The organism is Microbacterium saccharophilum (genome assembly GCF_007992455.1).
Taxonomy (GTDB): Bacteria; Actinomycetota; Actinomycetes; order Actinomycetales; family Microbacteriaceae; genus Microbacterium; species Microbacterium saccharophilum.
Map to the genome: position 1 here is coordinate 254365 of NZ_BKAH01000003.1, position 24848 is coordinate 279212.

26 protein-coding genes and 2 tRNA genes are annotated in these 24848 nt (G+C 69.1%); 16 read left to right on the forward strand and 12 right to left on the reverse strand.

Features of this window, described 5'->3' with window-relative positions:
- The first annotated feature begins 72 nt into the window (after window positions 1-72).
- The 4 genes from MSA03_RS05020 to trxA all read left to right on the forward strand — a co-directional run bounded on the left by MSA03_RS05020 (window position 73) and on the right by trxA (window position 5293).
- On the forward strand, window positions 73-2220 hold the full coding sequence (locus MSA03_RS05020; protein ID WP_147049888.1) for a DUF6049 family protein: 2148 nt from the start codon (window positions 73-75) through the stop codon (window positions 2218-2220).
- Window positions 2213-3811, forward strand: a complete 1599-nt coding sequence (gene murJ, locus MSA03_RS05025) for a murein biosynthesis integral membrane protein MurJ (RefSeq protein ID WP_147049889.1) — start codon at window positions 2213-2215, stop codon at window positions 3809-3811. Before MSA03_RS05020 ends, murJ begins: the two co-directional genes overlap by 8 nt.
- A 96-nt stretch (window positions 3812-3907) precedes the next feature.
- Window positions 3908-4894, forward strand: a complete 987-nt coding sequence (gene trxB / locus MSA03_RS05030) for a thioredoxin-disulfide reductase (RefSeq protein WP_028496232.1) — start codon at window positions 3908-3910, stop codon at window positions 4892-4894.
- Between the two features lie 75 nt (window positions 4895-4969).
- Window positions 4970-5293 carry a thioredoxin gene (gene trxA, locus MSA03_RS05035; RefSeq protein ID WP_028496231.1) on the forward strand — a complete coding sequence of 108 codons (324 nt, stop codon included), beginning with the start codon at window positions 4970-4972 and terminating at the stop codon, window positions 5291-5293.
- 68 nt (window positions 5294-5361) lie between these two features.
- On the opposite strand, the gene MSA03_RS05040 is transcribed toward trxA, so the two are convergent.
- The 9 genes from MSA03_RS05040 to rpmH form a co-directional block, all read right to left on the reverse strand.
- Entirely contained in the window at window positions 5362-5703 is a 342-nt protein-coding gene (locus tag MSA03_RS05040) for a hypothetical protein (protein WP_028496230.1), read from the reverse strand.
- A gap of 34 nt (window positions 5704-5737) precedes the next feature.
- Window positions 5738-6703: a ParB/RepB/Spo0J family partition protein gene (locus MSA03_RS05045; RefSeq protein WP_028496229.1), complete on the reverse strand. Its 966-nt coding sequence runs from the start codon at window positions 6701-6703 to the stop codon at window positions 5738-5740.
- A complete protein-coding gene (locus MSA03_RS05050) occupies window positions 6703-7635 on the reverse strand; it encodes a ParA family protein (protein WP_147049891.1) in 933 nt (310 codons plus the stop codon). The genes MSA03_RS05045 and MSA03_RS05050 overlap by 1 nt, the downstream gene beginning before the upstream one ends.
- 190 nt (window positions 7636-7825) lie before the next feature.
- Complete coding sequence (rsmG, locus tag MSA03_RS05055) at window positions 7826-8458, reverse strand: 16S rRNA (guanine(527)-N(7))-methyltransferase RsmG (protein ID WP_170245454.1); 633 nt, start codon at window positions 8456-8458, stop codon at window positions 7826-7828.
- Window positions 8459-8474: 16 nt separating this feature from the next.
- Window positions 8475-8978 (reverse strand): Jag family protein, encoded by a 504-nt coding sequence (locus MSA03_RS05060; protein WP_028496226.1) that lies wholly within the window; start codon window positions 8976-8978, stop codon window positions 8475-8477.
- 32 nt (window positions 8979-9010) lie between these two features.
- The gene (gene yidC, locus MSA03_RS05065) at window positions 9011-10114 is read right to left on the reverse strand and encodes a membrane protein insertase YidC (RefSeq protein WP_028496225.1); all 1104 of its coding nucleotides are present in this window, start codon (window positions 10112-10114) and stop codon (window positions 9011-9013) included.
- Window positions 10115-10120: 6 nt separating this feature from the next.
- Complete coding sequence (gene yidD, locus MSA03_RS05070; protein ID WP_051526287.1) at window positions 10121-10462, reverse strand: membrane protein insertion efficiency factor YidD; 342 nt, start codon at window positions 10460-10462, stop codon at window positions 10121-10123.
- An 11-nt stretch (window positions 10463-10473) separates the two neighbouring features.
- Window positions 10474-10812, reverse strand: coding sequence for a ribonuclease P protein component (gene rnpA / locus MSA03_RS05075; protein ID WP_147049893.1), 339 nt, complete (start codon window positions 10810-10812; stop codon window positions 10474-10476).
- 9 nt (window positions 10813-10821) lie between these two features.
- A complete protein-coding gene (gene rpmH, locus MSA03_RS05080) occupies window positions 10822-10959 on the reverse strand; it encodes a 50S ribosomal protein L34 (protein ID WP_026302947.1) in 138 nt (45 codons plus the stop codon).
- Between the two features lie 308 nt (window positions 10960-11267).
- Here rpmH and dnaA point away from each other — a divergent pair, with 308 nt between their 5' ends.
- The 10 genes from dnaA (at window position 11268) to MSA03_RS05130 (ending at window position 21887) form a co-directional block, all read left to right on the forward strand.
- Window positions 11268-12683: a chromosomal replication initiator protein DnaA gene (gene dnaA, locus MSA03_RS05085; protein WP_147049894.1), complete on the forward strand. Its 1416-nt coding sequence runs from the start codon at window positions 11268-11270 to the stop codon at window positions 12681-12683.
- Between the two features lie 442 nt (window positions 12684-13125).
- On the forward strand, window positions 13126-14268 hold the full coding sequence (dnaN, locus tag MSA03_RS05090) for a DNA polymerase III subunit beta (RefSeq protein WP_147049895.1): 1143 nt from the start codon (window positions 13126-13128) through the stop codon (window positions 14266-14268).
- A gap of 63 nt (window positions 14269-14331) precedes the next feature.
- Window positions 14332-15486, forward strand: coding sequence for a DNA replication/repair protein RecF (recF, locus tag MSA03_RS05095; RefSeq protein WP_147049896.1), 1155 nt, complete (start codon window positions 14332-14334; stop codon window positions 15484-15486).
- A complete protein-coding gene (locus MSA03_RS05100; protein WP_147049897.1) occupies window positions 15479-15964 on the forward strand; it encodes a DciA family protein in 486 nt (161 codons plus the stop codon). The genes recF and MSA03_RS05100 overlap by 8 nt, the downstream gene beginning before the upstream one ends.
- A 123-nt stretch (window positions 15965-16087) precedes the next feature.
- Window positions 16088-18127, forward strand: coding sequence for a DNA topoisomerase (ATP-hydrolyzing) subunit B (gene gyrB / locus MSA03_RS05105; protein ID WP_028496218.1), 2040 nt, complete (start codon window positions 16088-16090; stop codon window positions 18125-18127).
- 25 nt (window positions 18128-18152) lie between these two features.
- Window positions 18153-20744 carry a DNA gyrase subunit A gene (gene gyrA, locus MSA03_RS05110; protein WP_147049898.1) on the forward strand — a complete coding sequence of 864 codons (2592 nt, stop codon included), beginning with the start codon at window positions 18153-18155 and terminating at the stop codon, window positions 20742-20744.
- On the forward strand, window positions 20741-21145 hold the full coding sequence (locus MSA03_RS05115) for a DUF3566 domain-containing protein (protein WP_028496216.1): 405 nt from the start codon (window positions 20741-20743) through the stop codon (window positions 21143-21145). Before gyrA ends, MSA03_RS05115 begins: the two co-directional genes overlap by 4 nt.
- 71 nt (window positions 21146-21216) lie before the next feature.
- Window positions 21217-21290, forward strand: a tRNA-Ile gene (locus MSA03_RS05120).
- 17 nt (window positions 21291-21307) lie between these two features.
- Window positions 21308-21380: transfer RNA gene (locus tag MSA03_RS05125), tRNA-Ala, on the forward strand.
- A 72-nt stretch (window positions 21381-21452) separates the two neighbouring features.
- Window positions 21453-21887: an NUDIX hydrolase gene (locus MSA03_RS05130; RefSeq protein WP_147049899.1), complete on the forward strand. Its 435-nt coding sequence runs from the start codon at window positions 21453-21455 to the stop codon at window positions 21885-21887.
- On the opposite strand, the gene MSA03_RS05135 is transcribed toward MSA03_RS05130, so the two are convergent.
- Entirely contained in the window at window positions 21884-22357 is a 474-nt protein-coding gene (locus MSA03_RS05135; protein WP_147049900.1) for an aminoacyl-tRNA deacylase, read from the reverse strand. The two genes, MSA03_RS05130 and MSA03_RS05135, sit on opposite strands and share 4 nt — an antisense overlap.
- Window positions 22350-22925, reverse strand: a complete 576-nt coding sequence (locus MSA03_RS05140) for a hypothetical protein (RefSeq protein ID WP_028496213.1) — start codon at window positions 22923-22925, stop codon at window positions 22350-22352. The genes MSA03_RS05135 and MSA03_RS05140 overlap by 8 nt, the downstream gene beginning before the upstream one ends.
- Before the next feature lie 89 nt (window positions 22926-23014).
- Between MSA03_RS05140 and MSA03_RS05145 the strand changes: the two genes are divergently transcribed.
- Entirely contained in the window at window positions 23015-23572 is a 558-nt protein-coding gene (locus MSA03_RS05145; protein WP_147049901.1) for a peptidylprolyl isomerase, read from the forward strand.
- Window positions 23573-23582: 10 nt separating this feature from the next.
- Window positions 23583-24446, forward strand: coding sequence for a rhomboid family intramembrane serine protease (locus MSA03_RS05150; protein ID WP_147049902.1), 864 nt, complete (start codon window positions 23583-23585; stop codon window positions 24444-24446).
- Window positions 24447-24547: 101 nt separating this feature from the next.
- Here MSA03_RS05150 and MSA03_RS05155 read toward each other — a convergent pair whose 3' ends face one another.
- A complete protein-coding gene (locus tag MSA03_RS05155) occupies window positions 24548-24787 on the reverse strand; it encodes a cell division protein CrgA (protein WP_147049903.1) in 240 nt (79 codons plus the stop codon).
- Window positions 24788-24848 lie beyond the last annotated feature (61 nt).

Here is a 24848-nt window from a genome sequence, read left to right on the forward strand (position 1 = left end):
GCGCTCAGGGCCGGGACCATAGAATCGCACCTGATCGTGCGGTCATGGATCGCACAGGAGTGAATCCCCGCCATGACCCTGACTTCGCCTTCATCGGGCCCGCGTGCCGCGCGCCCGCGGCGTGCGACGCGCACGCGCCTCGCGGCCGCGGTCGCGGTGATCCTGGCCCTCGTCGCGTCACCGCTCGCTGCCGTCGCCGCCGGGCCGCCCGCCAGCCCGCCCCTGACGTTCGCGATGGGTCCGCGGGGAGACGGCGTCGTCGCCGACGGGCAGAGCCTCATCGTCTCCCTCACGGCGGGCAATCCCACCGATTCGACGGTGGCGGCCGGGGATGTCACGATCGCGATCGGACGCGACGCGCTGGCCACCCGCGATTCCCTGGACGCGTGGCTCGGCGACGAGCGACCGCCACTGCCGCTCACACCGATCGCGACGACGACGATCGATTCGCTCGCCGCGCACGGCGCGCGCACCACGACGATCGCCATCGAATCCGCCTCCACCGGCGTCGACGGCCTGGCGCCGGGCGTGTACCCGCTCCTGGCGACCTACGCCTCGGCCCAGGGGGAACTCACGTCCGCCAGCGTCATCACGGTCCCGGATGCGGGTGCCGCACCGGCCGACATCGCCGTCGTCGTCCCGATCACGGCCGGGGCGCTGAGCGACGGACTGCTCACGGCGGACCAGCTCCGCGAGCTCACCGCCGACGGGGGGACGCTGCGCGACCAGCTCGACGCCGTGGCCGGCACGGCCGCCGTCCTCGCCATCGATCCCGCCCTCCCGGCGGCCATCCGGGTCCTCGGCGAGTCCGCGCCCCCCGCAGCCGTCAGCTGGCTCGACGAACTGCTGGCCCTGCCGAACTCGCGGTTCGCACTGCAGTTCGGCGACGCCGACCTGGCATCGCAGATCGCCGCGGGGCTGGGCCGCCCACTCTCCCCCCTGCCCCTCACCTCCTACCTGGATGCGGCGAACTTCACCGGCACCGCCGCCTCCCCGGAGCCGAGCCCGACCCCCGGCAGTGCGGCGTCCCTCCCCGACCTCGAGGCGCTCACCGGCATCGGGGCCTCCGCGGGGACGATCTTCTGGCCCGCGAGCGGCACCGCGGGGGCGGAGACCGTCGCGGCACTGGGCGACGTCGCCCCCGACGGGGCAGCATCCCTCACGCTCGTCCCCTCCAGCGTGACGACCGCGGCGGGCGCGGTGCCCGCGCGCGCCGTGGCCGGCGACGCGCAGCTGCTCGTCTACGACGCGGCCGTCTCGGAGGCGCTGCAGACCGCCGCCGCGACCGAGGATGCCGTTCCCCGCGCCGCCGCGCAGGCCGCCGCGGCCGCCTACGCCCAGGCAGCCGGCCGCGAAGCCCCCGGCGCCACGCTGCTCGTGACCGTCGACCGCGGCGCCGACCGCTCCCGCGCCGCCCTGCACGATGCCATCGCGACCGCGACGGGGCTTCCGGGCCGCTCGGCGGTGACCCTGCGCGAGGTCCTCGCCGGCACGCCGGCCACCGTCGACCTGCAGTCGGTGCAGCCCGACGTCGCGCGCGTCGCCGCGCTCCGCGCGTTCCAGGACGACGAGACCGAGCTGACGGCGTTCGCGACGATCCTCGCCGACCCGACCCTGATCACGGGAGCCGAGCGGGCCGCCGTGCTGCAGCTCCTCGGCAACGGCTGGCGGGGAGAGCTCGCGTCGTGGGGCGACGCCGTGGCCGACCACCGCGCGCAGACCCAGGACACGCTCGGCGCGGTGGCGATCGTCCGCGCCGGCGACAAGACGCTGCTCGGGTCGGCCGCGCCGATGCGCTTCTCGATCCGCAACGATCTGCGCTGGCCCGTCTCGCTCGTCCTCATCGCAGCGCCCAACGACGCGCGCCTCGTCGTGCAGCGGACCACCCCGGTCGACGCCGAGGCGGCGCAGAACACCCGCGCCGAGGTACGCGTCGAAGCCCGCGTGGGCTCCGGGGAGTCCACGATCGACCTGCAGCTGCGGAGCCCGTCGATGGTCGCCATCGGCGAGCCGGTCGCGGTCGGCGTCAGCGTGCGAGCCGAGTGGGAGTCGGTGGGCGTCATCGTCATGGCCGTCCTCGTCGCCGGTCTCCTGGTCTTCGGCGTCATCCGGACCGTGCTGCGGATGCGGCGGCGGCGCGCGGCGGCACCCGACGAGGCCACGGCCGACGAAGCCGCGCCGCACTCCACCGACGAAGCCACCGAGGACGCCGATGTCTAGCCTGTCCCGCGCCAGTGCCACCGTCGCGGCCGGAACGCTCGTCTCGCGCATCACGGGACTCCTGCGCAACATCGTGCTGGCCGCCGCCCTCGGCACGATCGGCACGCGCGCCGCCGACTCGTTCGCGATCGCCAACCAGCTGCCCAACAACATCTACGCGATCATCTCCTCGGGGCTGCTCGCCGGCGTGATCGTGCCCCAGATCGTCAAGGCCGCCGCCCACCGGGACGGCGGCAGCGCCTTCGTCTCGAAGCTGCTGACGCTCGGGGTCGTCGCCCTCGCAGCGACGACCGTCGTCGCGGTGATCGCCGCGCCCCTGCTCGTCCAGCTCTACGGCTCCCAGCTCAGCCCGGAGAGCGCCGCGCTGACCCTCGCCTTCGCCTACTGGTGCCTCCCGCAGCTGCTGTTCTACGGCCTCTACGCGCTGCTCGGCGAGATCCTCAACGCGCGCCGCGTCTTCGGTCCGTTCGCGTGGTCGCCGATCATCAACAACGTCGTCTCCATCGCCGGCTTCGCCGCCTTCATCTGGCTCTTCGGCCTGCACCGCGACGCGACGGGATGGACGCCGGAGATGGTCGCGGTCATGGGCGGCACGGCCACCCTCGGCATCGTCGCGCAGGCGCTCGTGCTCCTGCTGTTCTGGCGCCGTGCCGGCCTGCACGTCCGGCCCGACTTCGCGTGGCGGGGCATCGGTCTCCGGCACATCGCGCGCCTGGCCGGCTGGACCTTCCTCATGGTCGTCGTCGGTCAGCTCGCCGGACTCGTGCAGACGAACCTCGTCGGCCGGGCATCCGGCGAGGGCGCGTCGGTCGCGGCCCTGCAGTACGCGTGGCTCGTCTTCATGCTGCCGTTCTCGGTGATCGTGCTCTCCATCGGCACCCCGTACTTCACCCGCCTCAGCGAGCACGTCGCGGCCGGTCGCCACGACGAGGTGCGCACCGACCTGGATGCCTCCATCCGCATCATCGGCGTGTTCATGGTGGGCGCGCTGGCGGCGATCGTCGCAGCGATCGTGCCCGTCTCGCGGATCTTCACGGACGGCCCGAGCGGGGCCGTGCAGTTCGCCCTCGTCCTCGGCGGATACCTCATCGCGCTCCTCCCGCTGTCGATCCAGTTCGGCATCCAGCGCACGTTCTACGCGCACCACGACACCCGCACGCCGTTCGTGTTCACCGCCGTGCAGGCCGTGCTCGTGATCATCACGGCGATCGCCGCGTTCGTCCTCCTCCCGCTGCCCCTCCTCGGCTTCGGCATCGCGCTCGGACAGTCGATCGCGAACATCGTCCAGCTGTGCCTCGCGGTCTGGCTGCTGCGCCGCAAGATCGGCCCGCTGGGGCTCCGCCCGGCGGCTCTGTCGTACCTGCGCTTCCTCGCGGCCGCGGTCCCCGCCGCCGCCGCCGGGTGGCTCACGTTCCTCCTCCTCGGCGGCGTCGAGGGCTGGGCGGCCTCGGACAAGGGCCCCGCGGTCCTCGCGACGCTCGCCATCGCCGCCGTCGCGCTCCTCGTGTACCTCGCCGTCCTCGGACTCCTCCGCGCTCCCGAACTCCGGACGGCCCTCGGCGCGGCGCGCCGGTTCCTCCCGCGTCGCTAGAGACGCCTGTCGCGGCGCCGTGGGGAATGCCCCGCGCTTACCATGGGTTGAATGCGCTGGGGCGGTTGGCGCCCCGCATCTGAGAGGGGCAACGCCGTGCGGCAGGTCATCATCATCGGCTCGGGACCGGCGGGATACACCGCCGCCATCTACGCGGCGCGCGCGAACCTCGAACCGCTTGTGATCGCCAGCTCCGTCGAGGCCGGCGGCGAGCTCATGAACACCACCGAGGTGGAGAACTTCCCCGGCTTCCCCGAGGGCATCATGGGCCCCGACCTGATGGCGAAGATGCAGGAGCAGGCCGAGCGCTTCGGCGCCGAGGTCCTCTACGACGACGTCGTCGAGCTCGACATCTCCGGCGACATCAAGAAGGTCACGCTCGGCAGCGGTGCCACCCACGAGGCGGAGTCCCTCGTCTTCGCGACCGGCTCCGCGCCCCGCAAGATCGGCATCGAGGGCGAGTCCCGCCTGTCCGGTCGCGGCGTCTCCTACTGCGCCACCTGCGACGGGTTCTTCTTCCGCGAACGCGTCATCGCCGTCGTGGGCGGCGGCGACTCCGCGATGGAGGAGGCGACGTTCCTCACGAAGTTCGCATCGAAGGTGTACGTCATCCACCGCCGCGGCGAGCTGCGCGCCTCCAAGATCATGCAGGACCGCGCGATGGCGAACGAGAAGATCGAGTTCGTCTGGAACAGCGAGGTCGTCGACATCCTCGGTGAGGATGCCGTGACCGGCGTCGTCCTGCAGGACACCGTCGACGGATCCACCCGTGAACTCCCGCTTCAGGGCGTATTCGTCGCGATCGGCTACGACCCGCGCACGCACCTCGTGCACCAGAGCCTCGAGCTGACCGAGCACGGGACGGTGTGGGTCGACGGCCGCACGTCGCGCACGTCGGTCCCCGGCGTGTTCGCGGCGGGCGACGTCATCGACCCGACGTACCGCCAGGCCGTCACGGCAGCGGGCAGCGGAACCGTGGCCGCCCTGGACGTCGAGCACTACCTCGCGGCACGGGGCGATGCGGGCCTGCCGGCCACGGAGGTCGCGGAGATCGACGGCCTCGCCGACGTGGGCGTCGCCTGACCGGAACAAACCGCGCGCCCCGCGCGTTCCACCCTGATGGACACACCGCGTGTCGATTCCGAAGGAGACAGACATATGACCGCCAAGGCCACGAGCGAGAGCACCTGGCAGCAGGACGTCATCGACGCCGAGGGCCCGGTCCTCGTGGACTTCTGGGCCGCCTGGTGCGGACCGTGTCGCATGGTCGGCCCGATCCTCGACGAGATCGCGACCGAGCACCCGGAGAAGATCACGGTCCTCAAGCTCAACGTCGACGAGAACCCGAACCTCGCGATGGAGTACCAGATCACCTCCATCCCCGCGATGAAGGTCTTCAGCAAGGGCGAGGTCGAGAAGACGATCATCGGCGCCAAGCCGAAGTTCGCGCTCGAGCAGGATCTCGCGGCGTACATCGCCTGACGCAAGACATCGGGAGCCCCGGTCGGAATACACATCTGACCGGGGCTTCTTCTATGCCCAGATGCCGTTCAGGAGGCCTCCGCGCGCACCGACGCATCCCACGTGCGGTGCGGCTCGCTGCCCAGCAGACGCCACACGGCCCGGGTCAGATCGGGGTAGTCGAGCGCGATCTGTCGCAGCACGCGGTAGTTGCGCGCCGCGCTCGGCCGATTGCCGCCGTCGGCGGCGATGTTCTCGGCCCGCAGCGTCAGGACGACGAGCTCATCGACCGTCGGGAGATCCTCCATGAAGTCCCACGGGTCCTCGCCGCCGCGCACACGCTCCTCGACGAGCACCGACAGCTCGTCCGCCGATTCCGCGCGCAGAACCTCGAGGCTCGCACGCCGCGGGAGGTTCTGACGATCGGTCACCCATCCAGCCTACGACGACCGTTTGCGAGGTGGATCAGAGCGCGCCGAATCCGTCGTCGCCGATCTCGGACAGGATGCGGTTGAGATCCTGAATCGTAGCGAAATCGATGATGACCTGGCCTTTTCGTGAGGTCAGGTTGATCTTGACCTTCGTGTTCAGGCGGTCGCCGAGCCGCTCCGCGACCTCGTCCAGGTGCGCCCGGCGCGCACCGGCCTTGGGTGCCACGCGGCGCGTCGACCCGGCATCCGGGAGCTTCGCGGCCGCCTCGGCGGCGCGCACCGACAGGTCCTCGTTCACGATCTTGTCGGCCAGGCGGCTCATCGCCGTCTCATCCTCGAGCGACAGGATGGCCCGGGCGTGACCGGCGCTCAGCACACCCGCCGCCACGCGCTGCTGCACGGGAACGGGGAGCTTGAGCAGCCGGATCGTGTTGCTGATCTGCGGGCGGGAACGGCCGATGCGGCCGGCGAGCTCCTCCTGCGTGATCCCGAAGTCCTCGAGGAGCTGCTGGTAGGCCGAGGCCTCTTCGAGCGGGTTCAGCTGGGAGCGGTGCAGGTTCTCCAGGAGCGCGTCACGCAGCAGGTGCTCGTCCGACGTGTCGCGGACGATCGCCGGGATGGCGGTCAGCCCCGCCTCGCGCGCGGCGCGCGTCCGGCGCTCGCCCATGATGAGCTCGTACTTGCCGTCTTCGTTCGTCCGGACGACGACCGGCTGCAGGACGCCGAATTCCCGCACACTGTGCACGAGCTCGGCGAGATCGTCGGCGTCGAAGTGGGTGCGCGGCTGCCGGGGGTTGGGGACGATGTCGTGCGGGTCCACCTCGATGAAGGAGGTGCCGGGGATCGCGATCAGCTCGGCGACATCCTCCGCAGGAGAAGCCTGCTCGATCGACGCACCGGGGAAGAAGACGTCCACCGGGCGCGCGGCACCGGCCTCGTTGGCCTCCGAGGTGGGGATGAGCGCGCCGATGCCGCGCCCCAATCCGGTTCGCTTCGCCATCAGTTGTTCTCCTCGTCGTCGTGCGTGTGCCCTCGTCGTGCGATCTCCACCGCGGCTTCGCGATAGGCGATCGCCCCGGCCGACTGGCCGTCGTACGCGACCACCGTCTGGCCGAAGCTGGGTGCCTCCGACACGCGCACGGAGCGCGGGATGACGGTGCGGAGCACCTCGGCGGGGAAATGGCTGCGCACCTCCTCGGCGACCTGCTGTGCGAGCCGGGTCCGGCCGTCGTACATGGTCAGCAGGATCGTGGAGAGGTGCAGTGCGGGGTTCAGGTGCTTCTGGATCATGCGGACGCTGCCGAGCAGCTGGCTCAGGCCCTCCAGCGCGTAGTACTCGCACTGGATCGGGATCATGAGCTCGTTCGCCGCGGTGAACGCGTTGATCGTCAGCAGTCCCAGCGACGGCGGGCAGTCGATGAGCACGAAGTCGATGTGCTCGGGGGCCGCCGCGAGGTAGTCCTCCAGCGCGGTGCGCAGCCGGTGCTCCCGCGCGACCTGCGACACGAGCTCGATCTCGGCGCCGGCCAGGTGGATGGTGCTCGGAGCGCAGAGCAGCAGCGGGGATTCCGGGCTCGTCTGCACGATCTCCGCGAGAGGGAACTCGTCGATGAGCACGTCGTAGACGCTCGGGATGTCCGCCGTGTGCGGCACACCGAGCGCCGTGGAGGCGTTTCCCTGCGGATCGAGGTCGATCACAAGCACTCGTGCGCCCACCAGCGCGAGCGCGGAGGCGATGTTCACGGTCGTCGTCGTCTTTCCGACGCCGCCCTTCTGGTTCGAGACCGTCACGACCCGCGTCGGTCCGCCGAACTCGAGGGTGACCTTCTCCAGCGCCCGACGCCGAGACGAGAGGTCGGCGATCTCGCGGGCCAGCGGGGTGTCGCCGAGGGAGAAGGGTGCGGGAGAGGTCGCGTTCTCCGATTCCTGCACCTGCAACTCCTGTCGTACCGGGGGCTCATCCCACTGTAGTCGAGCGCGCGGACGCCACCGACGCCGTGTCGGCGCGTCAGTGTTTCACGTGAAACACGGGCGACCGGCGCTCCCGATCCAGCGCGAGGGTCGGGCGGTCGGCTCGCCCCGTCGGCGACCGGATGTTTCACGTGAAACGGTGCGGGGCCTCTCAGCGCACGCTGGCGCGGATGACCCGCGTGGGCTCGTCCACGACGCCCTCGCCGACCGGCTCCACACGCACATGGGAGAGCTTGTAGCGGCGGATCTGCTTGTCCGCTGCCGTGATCTCGTTGGCGGCGTTGGCGCCCTTGAGGAGGATCAGCTCACCGCCGTCCCGGACGAGCGGCGCAGTGAGGGGGATGAGCGTGCGAAAGGCACTGACGGCCCGAGCAGTCACGGCGTCGAGGACGGGGCCTTCACGCCACTCCTCGCCGCGCGCACGCACGACCTCGACGTTGTCCAGCCCCAGGTCCGCGACCTGCTCGTCGAGCCATGCGACGCGGCGCTCCATCGGCTCGATGAGCACCCACCGCACATCGGGTCGGGCGATAGCGAGCACGAGGCCGGGGAGGCCGGCACCGGAGCCGATGTCGCCCACCCGGGATCCCGCCGCGAACAGCGGCGCGGCGACCGCGCTGTTGAGGATGTGCCGGGACCACAGGCGCGGCGGTTCCAGCGGTCCGATGAGACCGCGCTCCTCGCCGTGGGCACCCAGCGCCGCCGTGAACCGGCGCGCCAGATCCGCGCGGGCGCCGAACAGGGCGTCGACGCCGGCGGGTTCCCGCTCGATCTCCACCGTCACTGTTTCACGTGAAACATCACGCGCGGCGGATGACGGTGTGCCGGTCGGCGGCCTCACCGTACGACTCCGACACGAACCCGCGCTCCGCCACGATGTCGTGCACGAGCTTGCGCTCGTAGCTCGACATGGCGGGCAGCGATGCCTGCGACGCACCGTCATCCAGACGTGCGATGGCGCGGTCCACGAGCTTCTCGAGCTGCTTCTGACGCGTGTCGCGCGATCCGCCGATGTCGAGGATAAGCCGCGAGAAGCGTCCGGTCTTCGTCTGGACGGCGATGCGGGTCAGCTCCTGGAGCGCCTGCACGGTGTCGGGGTCGGAGAGGAGGTCGAGCGATCCCTCGACGTCGTTCTCCACCGAGACGTAGGCGCGGTCGCCGCGCACATCCAGCGCCAGGTCGCCGTCGATGTCGGCGATGTCGAGCAGGGCCTCGAGGTAGTCGGCGGCGATGTCGCCTTCCTGCTCGAGGTGCTCGACGCTCGTGCTGTGGCGCTGCTCGGTCGATTCGGGAGAGGTGGTCATTGACGGTCCTTGATCGATGTCAGTGGTCGATGTCAGTGGTCGACGGGCGGGTTCTGGGGCTTGGGCTTGTTGCCTTGCTTCTTCGCGCGCTGCTTGCCGACGGGCTGCTGACGCTTGGGCGCCTGCTCCTTCGCGCGCTGCGCCTCTTCGTAGAGACGCTGCTGCTCGGCCTCGTACTTCTCGATGGGAACGATCTTGCCCTGGGAGTCGAGCGCCTTCCCCTTGCGGGCCAGCCGCTCCTCGCGGGCCTTCGCCGCCTCCGAGCCGGGCGTGGGCATGTTGCGGATGACGAGGAACTGCTGACCCATCGTCCACAGGTTCGAGATGAACCAGTAGATGACGACGCCGAGCGGGAAGAAGACACCGGAGAAGATGAACGCCAGCGGCAGGACGTAGAGCATGATCTTCTGCATCTGGTACGCCTGGCCGGTCTTGGCCTCCGGCGACAGGTTCTTCGAGATGATCTGCAGCTGGGTCATGAACTGCGACCCGATCATGAGGATCACGAGGATCACGAGGATCGTGACCGTGGCCTCCCAGCCGGCCGGCTGGAGCTGGATGGCTTCCATGAGGCTCGTGTGCAGGGGAGCGACGCCGAAGAGCTTGGCGTCGTAGAACTCGAGGGTCAACTCGGGGTTGAGCAACCCCACGCCGCCGAGACCGGCCTCGGCGTGCTTCTTGACGTCGCTGAGCGTGTAGAAGAGGGAGAGGAAGATCGGCATCTGCACGAGCAGGGGGAGACACCCCGACACCGGGGTCGTGCCGTGCTTCTTGTACAGCGCCATGGTCTCGCGGCTCATCGCCTCGCGAGAGAGCTGATCCTTCTTACCGCGGTACTTGTCCTGAACTTTCCGCAGTTCAGGGGCGATTTCCATCATCTTTCGCTGACTCTTGATCTGCTTGACGAACAGCGGGATCAGAGCCGAGCGGACGACGAGGACGAGGCCGACGATCGACAGCACCCACGTGATGCCGTCGTTGGTGCCGAGGCCGAAGAAGGTGAAGATCGCGTGCCAGGCGACGAGGATCAGTTCGACGAGCCACTTCAGCGGCCAGAGGATCGTACTGAAGAGGTCGAAGCCGCCCGCGGACGCGTCGGGCGTCGGGGTGGCGGCGGCGGCGAAGAGAAGATCCAGCACGGATCAGTCCTTTCTGGGGGGCACGACGAATCCGTGCGGAGTCAGGTGGTGTCGGAATCCCTCGCGCGGGCGTACATCGTCGATGCCGCCCTGTGCCCAGGGGTGGCAGCGCGCGATGCGGGCGGCGGCCAGCGCCGCGCCCTTGACGGCACCGTGCTGCTGGACCGCGCCGACGGCGTAGGCCGAGCACGAGGGGTAGTACTTGCAGACGTCGCCGTACGCGTGCGAGATGGTCGCGCGATAGGCGTGCAGCACCGCGAGGACCGCGTTGCGGGGAAGGAGGGGAACGGCGGTGAGGATGTCGGATGCCGAGAAGTGCGCGTCGCCCGTCGCCGACGCCGGCAGCGTCGCGGAACTCACGCCGCGGCTTTCCGGCTGAGGCAGCGGGCCACTTCGTCGCGGAGCTCGCCGTATTCGGCAGTCGCCGCACCGGGCAGGGCGCGGATGACGACGTCCGTGCCGTCGCGGACGTCGTCGAGCGCATCGGCGCACACGGCTTTGAGCCGGCGCCGCACGGTGTTGCGGACGACCGCGGATCCGACCTGCTTGCTGACGATGAAGCCGAAGCGCGCCGAACGAGCCTCGGAGGTCGTGACCACGTAGGTCACCGTGTGCGCGGCGGCGCAGCGGGCACCCCTGCGGACGACGGCCTTGTACTCCGCCCCGCGGGTGATGCGGTTCCCGCGCGCCAGCACCGGGTCAGGTCAGGCCGAGAGCTCGGTGCGCCCCTTGGCGCGACGAGCCGAGAGGATCGCGCGACCGGCACGCGTGTGCATGCGGGCGCGGAAGCCGTGCTTCTTGGCGCGGCGGCGGTTGTTGGGCTGGAACGTGCGCTTGCTCATGAGATCACTCCGGATCGGCTCGTCACCCGAACGCTCTAGACCGGGGACACAGGTACAGGGGACTGCCCGCGAGGGCATAAGTCAACCGACTAAGAATACGTCGACATGCCGGATTACCCAAACCGGGTCCGCGGAAACGTGTCATTATCCACCGACCTCCCAGACATCCTGGCGACGACACGCGGACCGGATCTACAGTGGATTTGGCTCCGCACGACGCGGTGACTAGCGTGGCTCGGGCACTTATCCACAGGTGTGGACAGCGTATCCGATCGACTGTCACCCGCGCTTTCTACCCTTGGGGGGACATGTCTTCGCACGATCTTCCGGACGTCCCGGTCTGGACGGCTGTGCTGGATGTGCTCGCCGATGACGACCGCGTCACGCCGCAGCTGCAGGGATTCCTGAATCTCGCCGTCGCGCAGGGGGTCATGAGCGGCACGCTCTATCTCGACGTGCCGAACGACCTCACCGCCGCACAGCTGAACAAGCGACTGCGCGCCCCCATCATGGAGGCCCTCGCCCACGTGCATGCCGAGCCTTCCGCCTCGGCCTTCCGCGTCGTGGTGAATCCGGAGCTCGCCGACGCGCACCTCACGGCCCCCGTGCCCGTGCAGTCCGCGACGCAGCCGGTGATCCCGCGCCCCGCCGCCGAGGATTATGCCGAGCAGGCGGCACCCGCCACGCGCAACGACACCCGCCTCAACCCGAAGTACACGTTCGACAACTTCGTCATCGGCCAGTCCAACCGCTTCGCCCACGCGGCCGCGGTCGCCGTGGCCGAGGCGCCGGCGAAGGCCTACAACCCGCTGTTCATCTACGGCGACTCCGGCCTCGGCAAGACCCATCTCCTGCATGCCATCGGCGACTACGCGCTGAGCCTGTACACCGGCATCCGCGTCCGCTACGTCTCCAGCGAAGAGTTCACGAACGACTTCATCAACTCGATCGCCAACAACCGCGGCTCCGCCTTCCAGGCGCGCTACCGGGATGTCGACATCCTGCTCATCGACGACATCCAGTTCCTGCAGGGTCGTCAGGAGACGCAGGAGGCGTTCTTCCACACGTTCAACACGCTCCACGACCACGACAAGCAGGTCGTGATCACGAGCGACGTGCCGCCGCGGCAGCTCACCGGCTTCGAAGACCGCATGCGCAGCCGGTTCGAGTGGGGTCTCATCACCGACGTCCAGGCGCCCGACCTCGAGACCCGCATCGCGATCCTCCGCAAGAAGGCGCAGAGCGAACGGCTCCTCGTGCCCGACGAGGTCCTCGAGTACATCGCGACGAAGGTCTCCTCCAACATCCGCGAACTCGAGGGCGCCCTCATCCGCGTCTCGGCCTTCGCGAGCCTCAACCGCTCGTCGCTCGACATCTCGCTGGCCCAGACGGTGCTGCGCGACATCGTCGACCATGACGATGCCAACGTGATCTCGCCGACCGACATCATCACCGCGACGGCGCAGTACTTCCGTCTCTCCGTCGACGACCTCTACGGCTCCAGCCGCTCCCAGGCCGTCGCGACGGCCCGTCAGATCGCGATGTACCTGTGCCGGGAGCGCACGAGCCTGTCGTTGCCGAAGATCGGGCAGCTCTTCGGCAACCGTGATCACACCACCGTCATGTACGCGTACAAGAAGATCAGCGAGCTCATGAAGGAGCGGCGCTCGATCTACAACCAGGTGTCCGAGATCACGACGCAGCTCGGTCGCGTCGGCCGCTGACCCGCCTCGGTCCGCCATCGGCCGATATATTCCCTCACCCGCGCTTGACACCCGTCGCGCGGGTGTCCATCATGACGTTCTGCACAGTGTGGAAAGCCTGTGGATAACTCCTCGTCCGATCCGGATGATTGTGAGCGGATCACGGATTCCTGTGGATGACAGGTTCGACGCCCGGACGACGGCTTCACCGGAGAACACGCGGATTCCGCAGCCGGCCCACAAGTTACACCGATGTGGTTTCGGCTCGTTCAGCGGGATCGGCCGAGTTATCCACAGTTTCCACAGCGGTTAACACCATGACATCTCTCTCCCTCTTCGAAATCCCGATCCGATCACCTCAAGGGCGAACGGGCCGGAGCGGGGCCCAGGCCGTCGTGGCGCACAACGCCGGGAGCGAGGGCACTAGCATGGGAAGGCCCTACTCGACGTCAAGGGAGCGCCAGTGAAGTTCCACGTGAATCGCGATGTGTTCAGCGAGGCCGTGTCGTTCGTTGTGAAGCTCCTTCCGCAGCGCAACCCGCAGCCGATCCTCGCCGGTGTGCTCATCGAGGCATCCGAAGACGGTCTGTCGCTCGCCGCTTTCGACTACGAAGCATCCGCCCGCACGACGATCGAGGCGACCGTCGACGAGCCCGGCACGATCCTCGTCCACGGCCGACTGCTGTCCGAGATCGCGAGCCGCCTGCCGAATGCGCCGATCGAGATCTCCGTGGCCGAAGACGGCGGCATCGTGCTCACGTGCGGTCCCGCACGTTTCACCCTCGCCTCGATGCCGGTGCAGGAATACCCCGCGATCCCCGAGGTGTCCGGCGACTCCGGTCTTGTGCCCGCCGATGACTTCGCGACCGCGATCGCGCAGGTGGCCTTCGCCGCGTCGCGCGACGACGTCACCCCCGTCCTCACCGGCGTGCAGCTCGAGGTCGCCGGCACGCAGCTCAGCCTCGTGGCGACCGACCGCTACCGCGTCGCACTCCGCGACATCCCGTGGGACGGCGGCACGGTGGGCGATGAAGACTCCACGACGGCGCTCGTGCCGGCCCGCACCCTCACCGAGGTCGGCAAGACGTTCGCGCACTCCGGCGACATCAGGGTATCGTTCTCCGGCTCCGGCGACCGCGAGATCATCGCCTTCACCGCGGGCAACAAGACCGTCACGTCGCTGCTGATCAAGGGGAACTTCCCGCCGGTCCGGCGCCTGTTCCCCGAGCAGACCGATCACTACGCGGTGGTCAACACCGCCGAGCTCGTCGAGGCCGTCCGCCGTGTTGCACTCGTGCTCGACCGGTCGGCGCCGCTGCGGTTCACGTTCTCCGAGGAGGGCGTCTCGATGGATGCCTCCGGCACCGAGCAGGCCCGCGCCACCGAGTCCGTCGACGCGACGCTCACCGGCGAGGACGTCACGCTGGGCCTGAACCCGCAGTACCTGCTCGAAGCGCTCGGCGCCGTCAAGAGCGAGTTCACGCGGATCACGTTCACGTCGAGCGAGAACGCCAACAAGCTGAGCCCCGTCCTCGTGACGCCGCAGACCTCGGGCGGCCCGGAGAGCTTCAAGTACCTCCTGCAGCCCAATCTCCTGCTCCGCTGAACCCCGACGTCGCCGGTCCTCGGCGCACACGGCGAGGTCAGGGGCGCGGATTAGGGTGATCTGGTGATCGTGGAGCAGCTCAGCCTCGTCGACTTCCGCAACTATGCGGCAGCCGACGTGACGCTGGCGGCCGGTGCCAACGTCTTCGTCGGCCGCAACGGTCAGGGCAAGACGAATCTCGCGGAGGCGATCGCGTTCTTCGCGACGCTCGGCTCGCACCGCGTGTCGCAGGACGCCCCCATGGTCCGGCACGGGGCGGACGCCGCGATCGTGCGGGCCCGGCTCGCACACGGCGATCGCCGCATCCTGCTCGAGGTCCAGCTGAACCGGACCGGCTCCAACAAGGCTCGCGTGAACGGGGCACCGACCCGCACGGCGGAGCTGCCCCGGTATGCGCAGGTCGTGCTCTTCGCGCCCGAGGACCTGCAGATCGTCCGCGGCGACCCGACCTCGCGCCGCCGTTTCGCCGATCAGCTCCTCATCCAGCGCGCCCCCCGCATGGCCGGTGTGCTCGCGGACTACGACCGGGTGCTCAAGCAGCGAACGGCGCTGCTGAAATCGGCGCGGGCGCGCGGCATCCGGGGTGACGCGCTGTCGACCCTGGAGGTGTGGGACGACAAGCTCGTCCAACTCGGCACCGAGGTGATCCGGGCGCGGCTCGCCCTCGCCGCCGACCTCGCGGTTCCGGTCGCCGAGGCGTACACCGCGATCGCCGGCGCCGATCACCGGCCCGAGCTGGAGTGGGCGCTGACCGTGAGCGGTGCCGATCCGGAGGACGGCGACGCGTCCGCGACGGTCGCCCACGCCGCGGGGATCGAGTCGCTCTTCCGGCAGGCCCTCGCCGCCAAGCGCCCCGCCGAGCTCGAGCGCGGGATGACGCTCGTCGGACCGCACCGGGACGACCTGCTCATGCGGGTGCGTGGACTCCCCGTCAAGGGCTACGCGTCGCACGGCGAGTCCTGGTCGGTGGCCCTCGCGCTGCGTCTCGCCTCGGCGCGGCTCCTGCGCGAGCAGTCGCGCCTGGGCGACCCCGTGCTCATCCTCGACGACGTCTTCGCCGAGCTGGATGCCGACCGCCGGTCGCGTCTGGCGGGCGTCGTCGCCGACTTCGAGCAGGTCATCGTCACGGCCGCCGTCGAGGAGGACGTGCCGGCCGCGCTCCGCGCCCGCACCGTGCGCGTCGAGGCCGGCACGATCAGCGAGGCAGCCGATGTCTGACGCCGACGGCATCCCGGAGACGATCGCGACGTACCTGCGCCTGCGCGGTCTCGAGCCGTCGATGGCGAAGAAGCGCCGACGGCGCAAGCGCGATGACGACGAGAACCTCCCGTTCGCCCCGGGACGCGACCCGAAGGGCGTCGGCGACCTGCTGGCCGACCTCACCCGGCAAGCCGGCTGGGACCCGGCGCTCGCACGGGAGGACCTCGTGCTGCAGTGGGAGGAAGTGGCCGGTGCCGAGACCGCGCGGCATGCGCATCCGGTCGCCCTCGGCGACGGCGTGCTGACCGTCCAGTGCGATTCCACGGCCTGGGCGAAGAACCTCCACCTCATGCGCGGGGTCATCCTCACCGAGATCATGGCGCGCTTCCCGGACGCCGGTGTGCAGAACCTCCGTTTCGTGGGCCCGGACGTCCCCTCCTGGAAATGGGGCCCCAGAGCCGTTCCAGGGCGCGGTCCTCGCGATACCTACGGCTGAACCACGTCCTGCGACCTCTGAGGAGGTTTCAACGCGCCACAGGGCCGTTCTCGCCCAGCTCGGCAGGCGTTTCACGATAGACTGGGACCACACTGCAAGAACGATGTGGAGCGCTCGAAACATATGACGTCTGAAACCCCCGACAGCGTTCCCGAGGATCTCCCCCCGCAGCCGGCCGCGAAGGTTCCGGCCGAGTACGGGGCCGATGAGATCCAGGTGCTCGAGGGGCTCGAAGCGGTGCGCAAGCGCCCCGGCATGTACATCGGATCGACGGGCGAGCGGGGCCTGCACCACCTCGTCTACGAGATCGTCGACAACTCCGTCGACGAGGCCCTCGCCGGATACTGCGACACGATCCACGTCACGATCCTCGAAGACGGCGCTCTGCGCGTCGTCGACAACGGCCGCGGCATCCCCGTCGACATGCACAAGGCGGAGGGCAAGTCCACCGTCGAGGTCGTGCTCACCGTGCTGCACGCCGGGGGAAAGTTCGGCGGCGGCGGCTACGCCGTCTCCGGCGGTCTGCACGGCGTCGGATCCTCCGTCGTCAACGCCCTCTCCACGCGCCTCGACGTCGAGGTCAAGCGGCAGGGCCACGCCTGGCGGCAGACCTACCGCGACGGCGGTGTGCCCGAGGCTCCCCTCGCCATGGCGGAGGAGACCGACGAGACCGGCACGACCATCACGTTCTGGCCCGACGACACGATCTTCGAGACGGTGTCGTTCGACTACGACACCCTGCGCACGCGCTTCCAGCAGACGGCGTTCCTCAACAAGGGCCTCCGCATCACCCTGCGCGACGAGCGGCCCGACTCCTCGTACATCGTCGACGGCGAGGACGGTACGGCGCAGACCGTGCAGAAGCACGACGACTTCCTCTACGAGCGCGGCCTCGTCGACTACGTCGAGTACCTCAACAAGGTGCGCAAGGCCGACGTCGTCAACGACGAGATCATCGAGGTCGAGGCCGAGGACACCGTCCGGCACATCTCCCTCGAGCTCGCCATGCAGTGGACGACGAGCTACACCGAGAACGTCTTCACGTTCGCGAACACGATCAACACGCACGAGGGCGGCACCCACGAAGAGGGCTTCCGTGCCGCGATGACCGTGAACATCAACAAGTACGCCCGCGAGAAGGGCATGCTCAAGGAGAAGGACGACAACCTCACGGGCGAGGACATCCGCGAGGGACTCACCGCGGTCATCTCGGTGAAGCTCTCCGAGCCGCAGTTCGAGGGGCAGACCAAGACGAAGCTCGGCAACACCGAGGCGAAGGCGTTCGTCCAGAAGGTCGTGGGCGATCAGCTCACCGACTGGCTCGACCGCAACCCGGCGCAGGCCAAGCGCGTCATCATGAAGGCCATCGACGCCGCGACGGCGCGGATGGCGGCCCGCAAGGCCCGCGAGACGGCACGGCGCAAGAGCGTCTTCGAGTCGGCATCCATGCCCGACAAGCTCAAGGACTGCACGAGCAAGGACCCGTCGATCAGCGAGATCTTCCTCGTCGAGGGTGACTCCGCCGGCGGCTCCGCCGTCTCCGGCCGCGACCCCGAGCGGCAGGCGATCCTGTCCCTCCGCGGCAAGATCCTCAACGTGGAGAAGGCGCGCCTGGACCGCGCCCTCGGCAACGCCGAGATCCAGGCGATGATCTCCGCGTTCGGGACCGGCATCGGCGAGGACTTCAACGTCGAGAAGGCCCGGTATCACAAGATCGTCCTGATGGCGGATGCCGACGTCGACGGCCAGCACATCACGACGCTGCTGCTGACCCTCCTCTTCCGGTACATGCGCGGGCTCATCGAGGCCGGCTTCGTGTACCTCGCGCAGCCGCCCCTGTACCGCCTCAAGTGGTCGAACTCGCCGCACGAGTACGTCTACAGCGACCGGGAGCGCGACGCCCTGATGGCCGACGGCCTCGCGGCCGGCAAGCGCATCCCGAAGGACAACGGCGTGCAGCGCTACAAGGGTCTCGGCGAGATGAACGCCAAGGAGCTGTGGGAGACCACGATGGACCCGCAGACGCGGACCCTCCGCCAGGTGACCATCGACGACGCGGCCGCGGCCGACGAGATCTTCTCCGTGCTGATGGGCGAAGACGTGGAGGCGCGGCGCGGATTCATCCAGCGCAACGCCAAGGACGTCCGCTTCCTGGACATCTGAGCGCTGCGAACGGAACTGAGAGAACATGACTGACCAACAGCGCCCCGAACTGCCCGAGGGCTACTCGCACGGCAACATCGACCAGGTCGACCTCCAGGTCGAGATGCAGCGCAGCTACCTCGACTACGCGATGAGCGTCATCGTCGGGCGCGCCCTGCCCGACGTCCGCGACGGCCTCAAGCCCGTCCACCGCCGCGTCATCTACGGCATGTACGACGGCGGCTACCGTCCGGACAAGGCGTACTCGAAGTGCGCGCGCGTCGTCGGCGAGGTCATGGGCCAGTACCACCCGCACGGTGACAGCGCGATCTACGACGCGCTCGTCCGCCTCGTGCAGCCGTGGTCGCTGCGCTATCCGCTCGCCGACGGGCAGGGCAACTTCGGCTCGCCCGGCAACATGGGCGCGGCCGCCCCGCGGTACACCGAGACGAAGATGGCCCAGCTCGCCCTCGAGATGGTCCGCGACATCGACGAGGAGACCGTCGATTTCGAGGACAACTACGACGGCCGCACGCAGGAGCCCACCGTCCTCCCGGCGCGCTTCCCGAACCTCCTCGTCAACGGCTCCGTCGGCATCGCCGTCGGCATGGCGACCAACATCCCGCCGCACAACCTCCGCGAGGTCGCCGACGGTGCACTCTGGTCGCTGGAGAACCCCGACGCGCCGCGCGAGGAGCTGCTCGAGCAGCTCATGCAGCGCATCCCCGGACCGGACTTCCCGACCGGCGCGCAGATCCTCGGCACCCGCGGCATCCGCGACGCGCAGCGCACGGGGCGCGGGTCGATCACGATGCGCGCCGTCGTCAACGTCGAGGAGATCCAGGGGCGCACGTGCCTCGTCGTCACGGAGCTGCCCTACCAGGTCAACCCCGACAACGTCGCCGCCAAGATCCGCGACCTCGCCCGCGACGGCAAGCTCAGCGGCATCGCCGACATCCGCGACGAGACCTCCGACCGCACGGGTCAGCGGCTCGTCATCGTGCTGAAGCGGGATGCCGTCGCGAAGGTCGTCCTCAACAACCTGTACAAGCACACGCAGCTGCAGGAGAACTTCGGCGCCAACATGCTCGCGATCGTCGACGGCGTGCCCCGCACGCTGCCGCTCGACGGATTCGTGACGCTGTGGATCGAGCACCAGGTCGAGGTCATCGTCCGGCGTACGCAGTACCGGCTCCGTGAGGCCGAGAAGCGCATGCACATCCTGCGCGGCTACCTCAAGGCGCTCGATGCGCTCGACGAGGTCATCGCGCTCATCCGCCGGTCCCCGACCGTGGACGAGGCGCGCGAGGGCCTGAAGGCCCTGCTCGAGATCGACGACGCGCAGGCGGATGCCATCCTGTCGATGCAGCTGCGTCGCCTCGCCGCCCTCGAACGGCAGAAGATCGTCGACGAGGCCACGGCGCTCGAGCTGAAGATCACGGACTACAACGCGATCCTCGCGAGCCCGCTCCGGCAGCGCACGATCATCCGCGACGAGCTCACCGAGATCGTCGACCGCTTCGGCGACGAGCGCCGCACGCACATCCTGCACGGTTTCGACGGCGACATGTCGATGGAGGACCTGATCCCCGAGGAGGAGATGGTCATCACCGTCACCCGCGACGGGTACATCAAGCGCACCCGCAGCGACAACTACCGCTCGCAGCACCGCGGAGGTAAGGGCGTCAAGGGCGCGCAGCTGCGCGCCGACGACGTCGTCGAGCACTTCTTCGTCACGACGACCCACCACTGGCTCCTCTTCTTCACGACGAAGGGGCGCGTGTACCGCTCGAAGGGCTACGAAGTCCCGGAGGCCGGCCGCGATGCGAAGGGCCAGCACGTCGCGAACCTCCTCGCGCTGCAGCCCGGCGAGGAGATCGCGCAGATCCTGGCCCTCCGCGACTACAGCGCCGCGCAGTACCTCGTGCTCGCGACGCGCGACGGCAAGATCAAGAAGACGGCGCTCACCGATTACGACACCAACCGGCAGGGCGGCATCATCGCGATCCGCCTGCGCGGCCAGGACGACGAGGACGGCGACGAGCTGGTCAGCGCCCTGCTGGTCGACGAGACCGACGACATCCTGCTCATCTCCCGTCACGGCATGTCGCTGCGCTTCACGGCCGGCGATGATTCGCTCCGGCCGATGGGCCGCGCGACCGAGGGCGTGAAGGGGATGTCGTTCCGCGAGGACGACAGTCTGCTGTCGGCATCCGTCGCGCGCGACACCGATTTCGTGTTCGTCGTCACGGAGGGCGGCTACGCCAAGCGGACCTCCGTCGACCAGTACCGCGTCCAGGGACGCGGTGGACTCGGCATCAAGGTGGCCAAGCTGAACGAGGATCGCGGCGTGCTCGCGGGCGGCATGATGGTCGCCGAGGACGACGAGGTCTTGGTGGTTCTTGCCAGCGGCAAGGTGGTACGCTCTGCCGTGGCCGAGGTCCCCGCCAAGGGTCGCGACACCATGGGTGTCGTGTTCGCCCGCCCCGATGACGACGATCGCATCCTCGCGATCGCCCGCAACGGTGAGCGTGGGCTGGCTCAGGCCGCCGAAGCCGCGGCATCCGAGGATGCCGCCTCCGCCGCCGCAGATGACGCCCCGCCTGCGAGCCCCGAAGAGAGTGACACTGACGCATGAGCACGGTAGCCGACAAGCTGGCCAAGAAATCGTCCAGCAAGACCAGCTCCAAGCAGGTGCGCCTGCGCCTGGTGTACGTGGACTTCTGGTCCGCCGTGAAGCTGTCGTTCCTGGCGGCGGTCGCCCTCGCGATCGTGACGATCGTATCGGTGTTCCTCATCTTCATGGTCCTGCAGACGACGAACCTCATCGGCAAGCTCGACGAGTTCTTCCTCGCGTTCACGGACGGCAGCTTCCAGCTGAGCGCGTTCCTGAACCTCCCGCAGGTGATGGCGTTCGCCGCGATCGTCGCGATCCTCAACCTCATCGTCGTGACGGTGCTGGGCGCCGTCGTCGCGGGGATCTACAACCTGATGGTCAAGGTCACGGGCGGTCTGCTCGTGGGGTTCACCTCGAACTGACCGGATTTCGGGATTGCCCGTGATTCGGGTAAAGTCTTGGAGGTTGACGGCGGCGACGCCGATCTCCAGACGGGGCTATAGCTCAGGCGGTTAGAGCGCTTCACTGATAATGAAGAGGTCCCAGGTTCAAGTCCTGGTAGCCCCACACAACACATCCCCCGCGGGGCCTTAGCTCAGTTGGTAGAGCGCCTGCTTTGCAAGCAGGATGTCAGGAGTTCGAATCTCCTAGGCTCCACAGGACGAAGAGGCCGGCCCATCGGGCCGGCCTCTTCGACGTTCCGGGGGCCGCGTTCGGTAGGGTGCCGGAATGGACCTGCGCGTCGCGGCGTACGCCGTCATCATCGACGACAGCGACCACGTGCTGCTCGCGCACTGGGTCGAGGGGCGCCGCGCGGCGTGGACTCTGCCCGGCGGCGGACTCGAGCCCGGTGAGGATCCCGAGACGGCGGCACGACGCGAGGTGCGCGAGGAGACCGGCTTCCGGGTGCAGCTGGACGGACTCCTCGGCATCGACTCGCACGTGATCCCGGCGTCCCGGCGCGTGCAGCCGGGGCACACGGAGGCGCTGCACGCCCTGCGCATCCTCTACCGCGCCCGTATCACCGGGGGGCGGCTGCGCAATGAGGTCGACGGGTCGACCGACCGGGCGGACTGGTTCCCGGTCAGCGCCATCCCGCAGCTTCCGCATGTGAAGCTCGTCGACGTCGGGCTGCGGATGGCGGGCGTGCTGAGCCCGGACTAGGGAATCTCCTGCGAGATGTCGGCGACGATCCCGTCGTACGCCGCGATGAGCGCATCCGCCTCGACGAACAGACTGTAGCCGTGGGCGCCCGCACCCATGGCGATGCGGCGGCCCCGGATCGACTCGTCCGCGTAGACGGGCCACGGCGTCGTGCTGCCGATGGGCACGATCGTGCCGCGCTCGTAGCCGGTGGCGGCGAGGGCGAGGGCGGGATCGGGCAGCTGCAGACGGTTCACGCCCACCACGGCACGCAGCTTCGGCCACGAGATCGCCCGATCGCCGGGGATCAGGGCGAACAGGTAGGTGTCGTCCGCTCGCTTGACCACGAGCGTCTTGATGATGTCCGCGGGCTGCAGCCCCAACAGCGACGCGGCCTCGACGAGACTGCGCGCCTCCGGACGGGGGCGCAGCTCGATGTCGAGGCCGCGTTCTGCTGCGGCGGTTCTGACCCGGTCGAGCGGGTCAGGCATCCGGTGCGCGCAGCGGGTCGTCCGCCACCCACAGCTCGTCGTCGGCGCGCAGCGTCTGCCACGCGGCGTAGAGCACGCCCAGGGCGGCGCCCACACCGAGGATGATCGCGATGACACTTCCGGCGCCGAGGCCCTTGGGTGCCGGAGCCTCCCGGATGGTGAGCCGCTTCGCGGCATCCTTCCCGTGCTTCTCGGCGCGCTTGGCGAAGGCGGCGAAATCGACCGGGCTCGGCGCGCGGCCCGCGGCGAGACGCTCCCGCGTGTCGTTCGCGGCATCCCACACCGACAGGGCAGAGCCGACGACGGCGCCCGCCGCGGGGACGAGCTTCCGGTTGTAGACCTGCTTGGAGGTCGTCACGCCCTTGTCGACGTAGGGTGCTGCGTACTTCTCATACGTGTGCTGCACGGTCGGCGCCACCTGCTCACGGCTGTAGTTGCCCAGCTGGCGGCCGGCTTCGCGGGCGACCGCACCCACCTGCCCCAGCAGAACCTGCTGCGACTCCCACAGGTTGTTGGCCTGCTCTTGAAGCTTGCGGAGTTCCTTCTTGCGCTTGCGGCTCAGGCTCACGGGGCCCTCCTCTAATCGGAGACGTTTCCCCCCATCTTGCCAGACCACGGCGAACGCGCGAGGGGTTGACAGATGTGAGAATGGGAGGCATGGCCCTTCACACCGCTGTCGCGACTCTGCACACCAACCACGGCGACATCGTCGTCAACCTCTTCGGCGATCACGCACCGCGCACGGTGCAGAACTTCACCGGCCTCGCAGACGGCACCGGCGCCTGGACCGACCCCGCCACCGGCCAGCCGGGCGAGGGCCCGCTGTACAAGGACGTCGTCTTCCACCGCATCATCCCGGGCTTCATGATCCAGGGCGGCGACCCGCTCGGCCAGGGCGTCGGCGGCCCCGGCTACACGTTCAACGACGAGATCAGCCCCGAGCTCGACTTCACGAAGCCCTATGTGCTGGCGATGGCCAACGCGGGTCTGCGTCGCAACGCGATCACGGGCAAGCCCGAGGGGACCAACGGGTCGCAGTTCTTCATCACGACGGACCCGACCCCGTGGCTGCAGGGCAAGCACACGATCTTCGGCGAGGTCGCCGATGACGCGTCGCGTGCCGTCGTGGACGCCATCGCCGCCGTGCCCACCGGCGCCGGCGATCGCCCCGTCGAGCCGGTCGTCCTCGCCTCGGTCGACGTCGTCGCCGTCTGACGCACCGCGCGTGAGCTCCACCGACTACCGGAGCAACCCGGAGAACTACTGCTACCGGCATCCGGATCGGCAGAGCTTCGTGCTGTGCCAGCGCTGCCTGCGCACCATCTGCCCGGAGTGCCAGACGCAGATGCCGGTCGGCGTCATCTGCCCGGAGTGCCTCGCCGAGCAGCAGCGCGGTGCGAAGGCGACGAACGTGACGCGGATGCCGCGCGGGCGGCGCCGCAGCGGAACGTCCGATCGCCCCCTCGTGACGTACACCCTCGTGGCCCTGACGTCGGTCATGTTCCTCGTCGGACTGATCCCCGGCGTGGGACCCTTCGTGGAATGGCTGCTCGCGTTCAACAGCGTCTTCGTCTTCCCCGGCGCGAACTTCCAGCCGTGGCGGCTGGTCACCGTGACCCTCGTGCACGCCGGCATCTGGCACGTCGCTCTCAACATGCTGGCGCTGTGGGCGCTGGGCCGGAGTCTGGAGCCCTTGCTGGGGCGGATGCGGTTCCTCGCGCTCTACCTGCTGAGCGCGCTCGGCGGGTCGGTGCTTGTCGCGCTGCTGGCCCCGGGCACGTGGGTCGTGGGAGCCTCCGGTGCGGTGTGGGGGCTGCTCGGCGCGATGTTCGTCATCGGCCGGCACTTGGGCGCCAATGTCACCGCGATCGCCGTGATCCTGGGCCTGAACCTCGTGATCACCTTCCTGCCCGGGTCGAACATCTCGTGGCAGGCGCACATCGGCGGCGGCCTCGTGGGCCTGCTCGTGGGATTCGTTTTCGCCCGCACACGTGCCATCCGTCAGCAGCGCGCGCAGCTGTGGCTGCTGGTCGGGATCGCGGTCGCGCTGCTGGCGCTCCTCGTCATCCCCGCGTTCGTCTACGCCTGAGCGAGCGGGGAGTTATCCACAGGTTCATCCACAGGGTGGGGATGAATCACACCGGTGTAATTCACAGCCTGTGAGTGGATGTGTGGGAAGTCGGTGGCGCGTCAGCGCCAGCGTGTCGTCATGAGGAAGCCGACGAACGCGATGCCGAAGCCGATCACGAGGTTCCACGGGCCGATGCCCGGGATGGGGAAGGCCATCGAGCTGAGGTAGAACACCAGCACCCAGGCGAGCCCCAGCAGCATGAGACCCAGCATGATGGGCTTGAACCACACCGGGTTCGGAGCAGCGCCACCCTCGGGGTGCTCGACCAGCGGTTCGTCGTCCTTGCCTGCACGTGCCATGCGTGTGATTCTACCGGGCGCGGGGCGCCGACCCAGCCGCGCCACAGGCGGCCCTGAGTAC

Excerpts from the sequence above, each read along its gene's own strand:
- MSA03_RS05020 (WP_147049888.1), top strand. The coding sequence starts at position 73 with ATGACCCTGACTTCGCCTTCATCGGGCCCGCGTGCCGCGCGCCCGCGG.
- murJ (WP_147049889.1), top strand. The coding sequence starts at position 2,213 with ATGTCTAGCCTGTCCCGCGCCAGTGCCACCGTCGCGGCCGGAACGCTC.
- trxA (WP_028496231.1), top strand. The coding sequence starts at position 4,970 with ATGACCGCCAAGGCCACGAGCGAGAGCACCTGGCAGCAGGACGTCATC.
- MSA03_RS05045 (WP_028496229.1), bottom strand. The coding sequence starts at position 6,703 with ATGGCGAAGCGAACCGGATTGGGGCGCGGCATCGGCGCGCTCATCCCC.
- MSA03_RS05060 (WP_028496226.1), bottom strand. The coding sequence starts at position 8,978 with ATGACCACCTCTCCCGAATCGACCGAGCAGCGCCACAGCACGAGCGTC.
- rpmH (WP_026302947.1), bottom strand. The coding sequence starts at position 10,959 with ATGAGCAAGCGCACGTTCCAGCCCAACAACCGCCGCCGCGCCAAGAAG.
- dnaA (WP_147049894.1), top strand. The coding sequence starts at position 11,268 with ATGTCTTCGCACGATCTTCCGGACGTCCCGGTCTGGACGGCTGTGCTG.
- MSA03_RS05100 (WP_147049897.1), top strand. The coding sequence starts at position 15,479 with ATGTCTGACGCCGACGGCATCCCGGAGACGATCGCGACGTACCTGCGC.
- gyrB (WP_028496218.1), top strand. The coding sequence starts at position 16,088 with ATGACGTCTGAAACCCCCGACAGCGTTCCCGAGGATCTCCCCCCGCAG.
- gyrA (WP_147049898.1), top strand. The coding sequence starts at position 18,153 with ATGACTGACCAACAGCGCCCCGAACTGCCCGAGGGCTACTCGCACGGC.
- MSA03_RS05115 (WP_028496216.1), top strand. The coding sequence starts at position 20,741 with ATGAGCACGGTAGCCGACAAGCTGGCCAAGAAATCGTCCAGCAAGACC.
- MSA03_RS05130 (WP_147049899.1), top strand. The coding sequence starts at position 21,453 with ATGGACCTGCGCGTCGCGGCGTACGCCGTCATCATCGACGACAGCGAC.
- MSA03_RS05135 (WP_147049900.1), bottom strand. The coding sequence starts at position 22,357 with ATGCCTGACCCGCTCGACCGGGTCAGAACCGCCGCAGCAGAACGCGGC.
- MSA03_RS05145 (WP_147049901.1), top strand. The coding sequence starts at position 23,015 with ATGGCCCTTCACACCGCTGTCGCGACTCTGCACACCAACCACGGCGAC.
- MSA03_RS05155 (WP_147049903.1), bottom strand. The coding sequence starts at position 24,787 with ATGGCACGTGCAGGCAAGGACGACGAACCGCTGGTCGAGCACCCCGAG.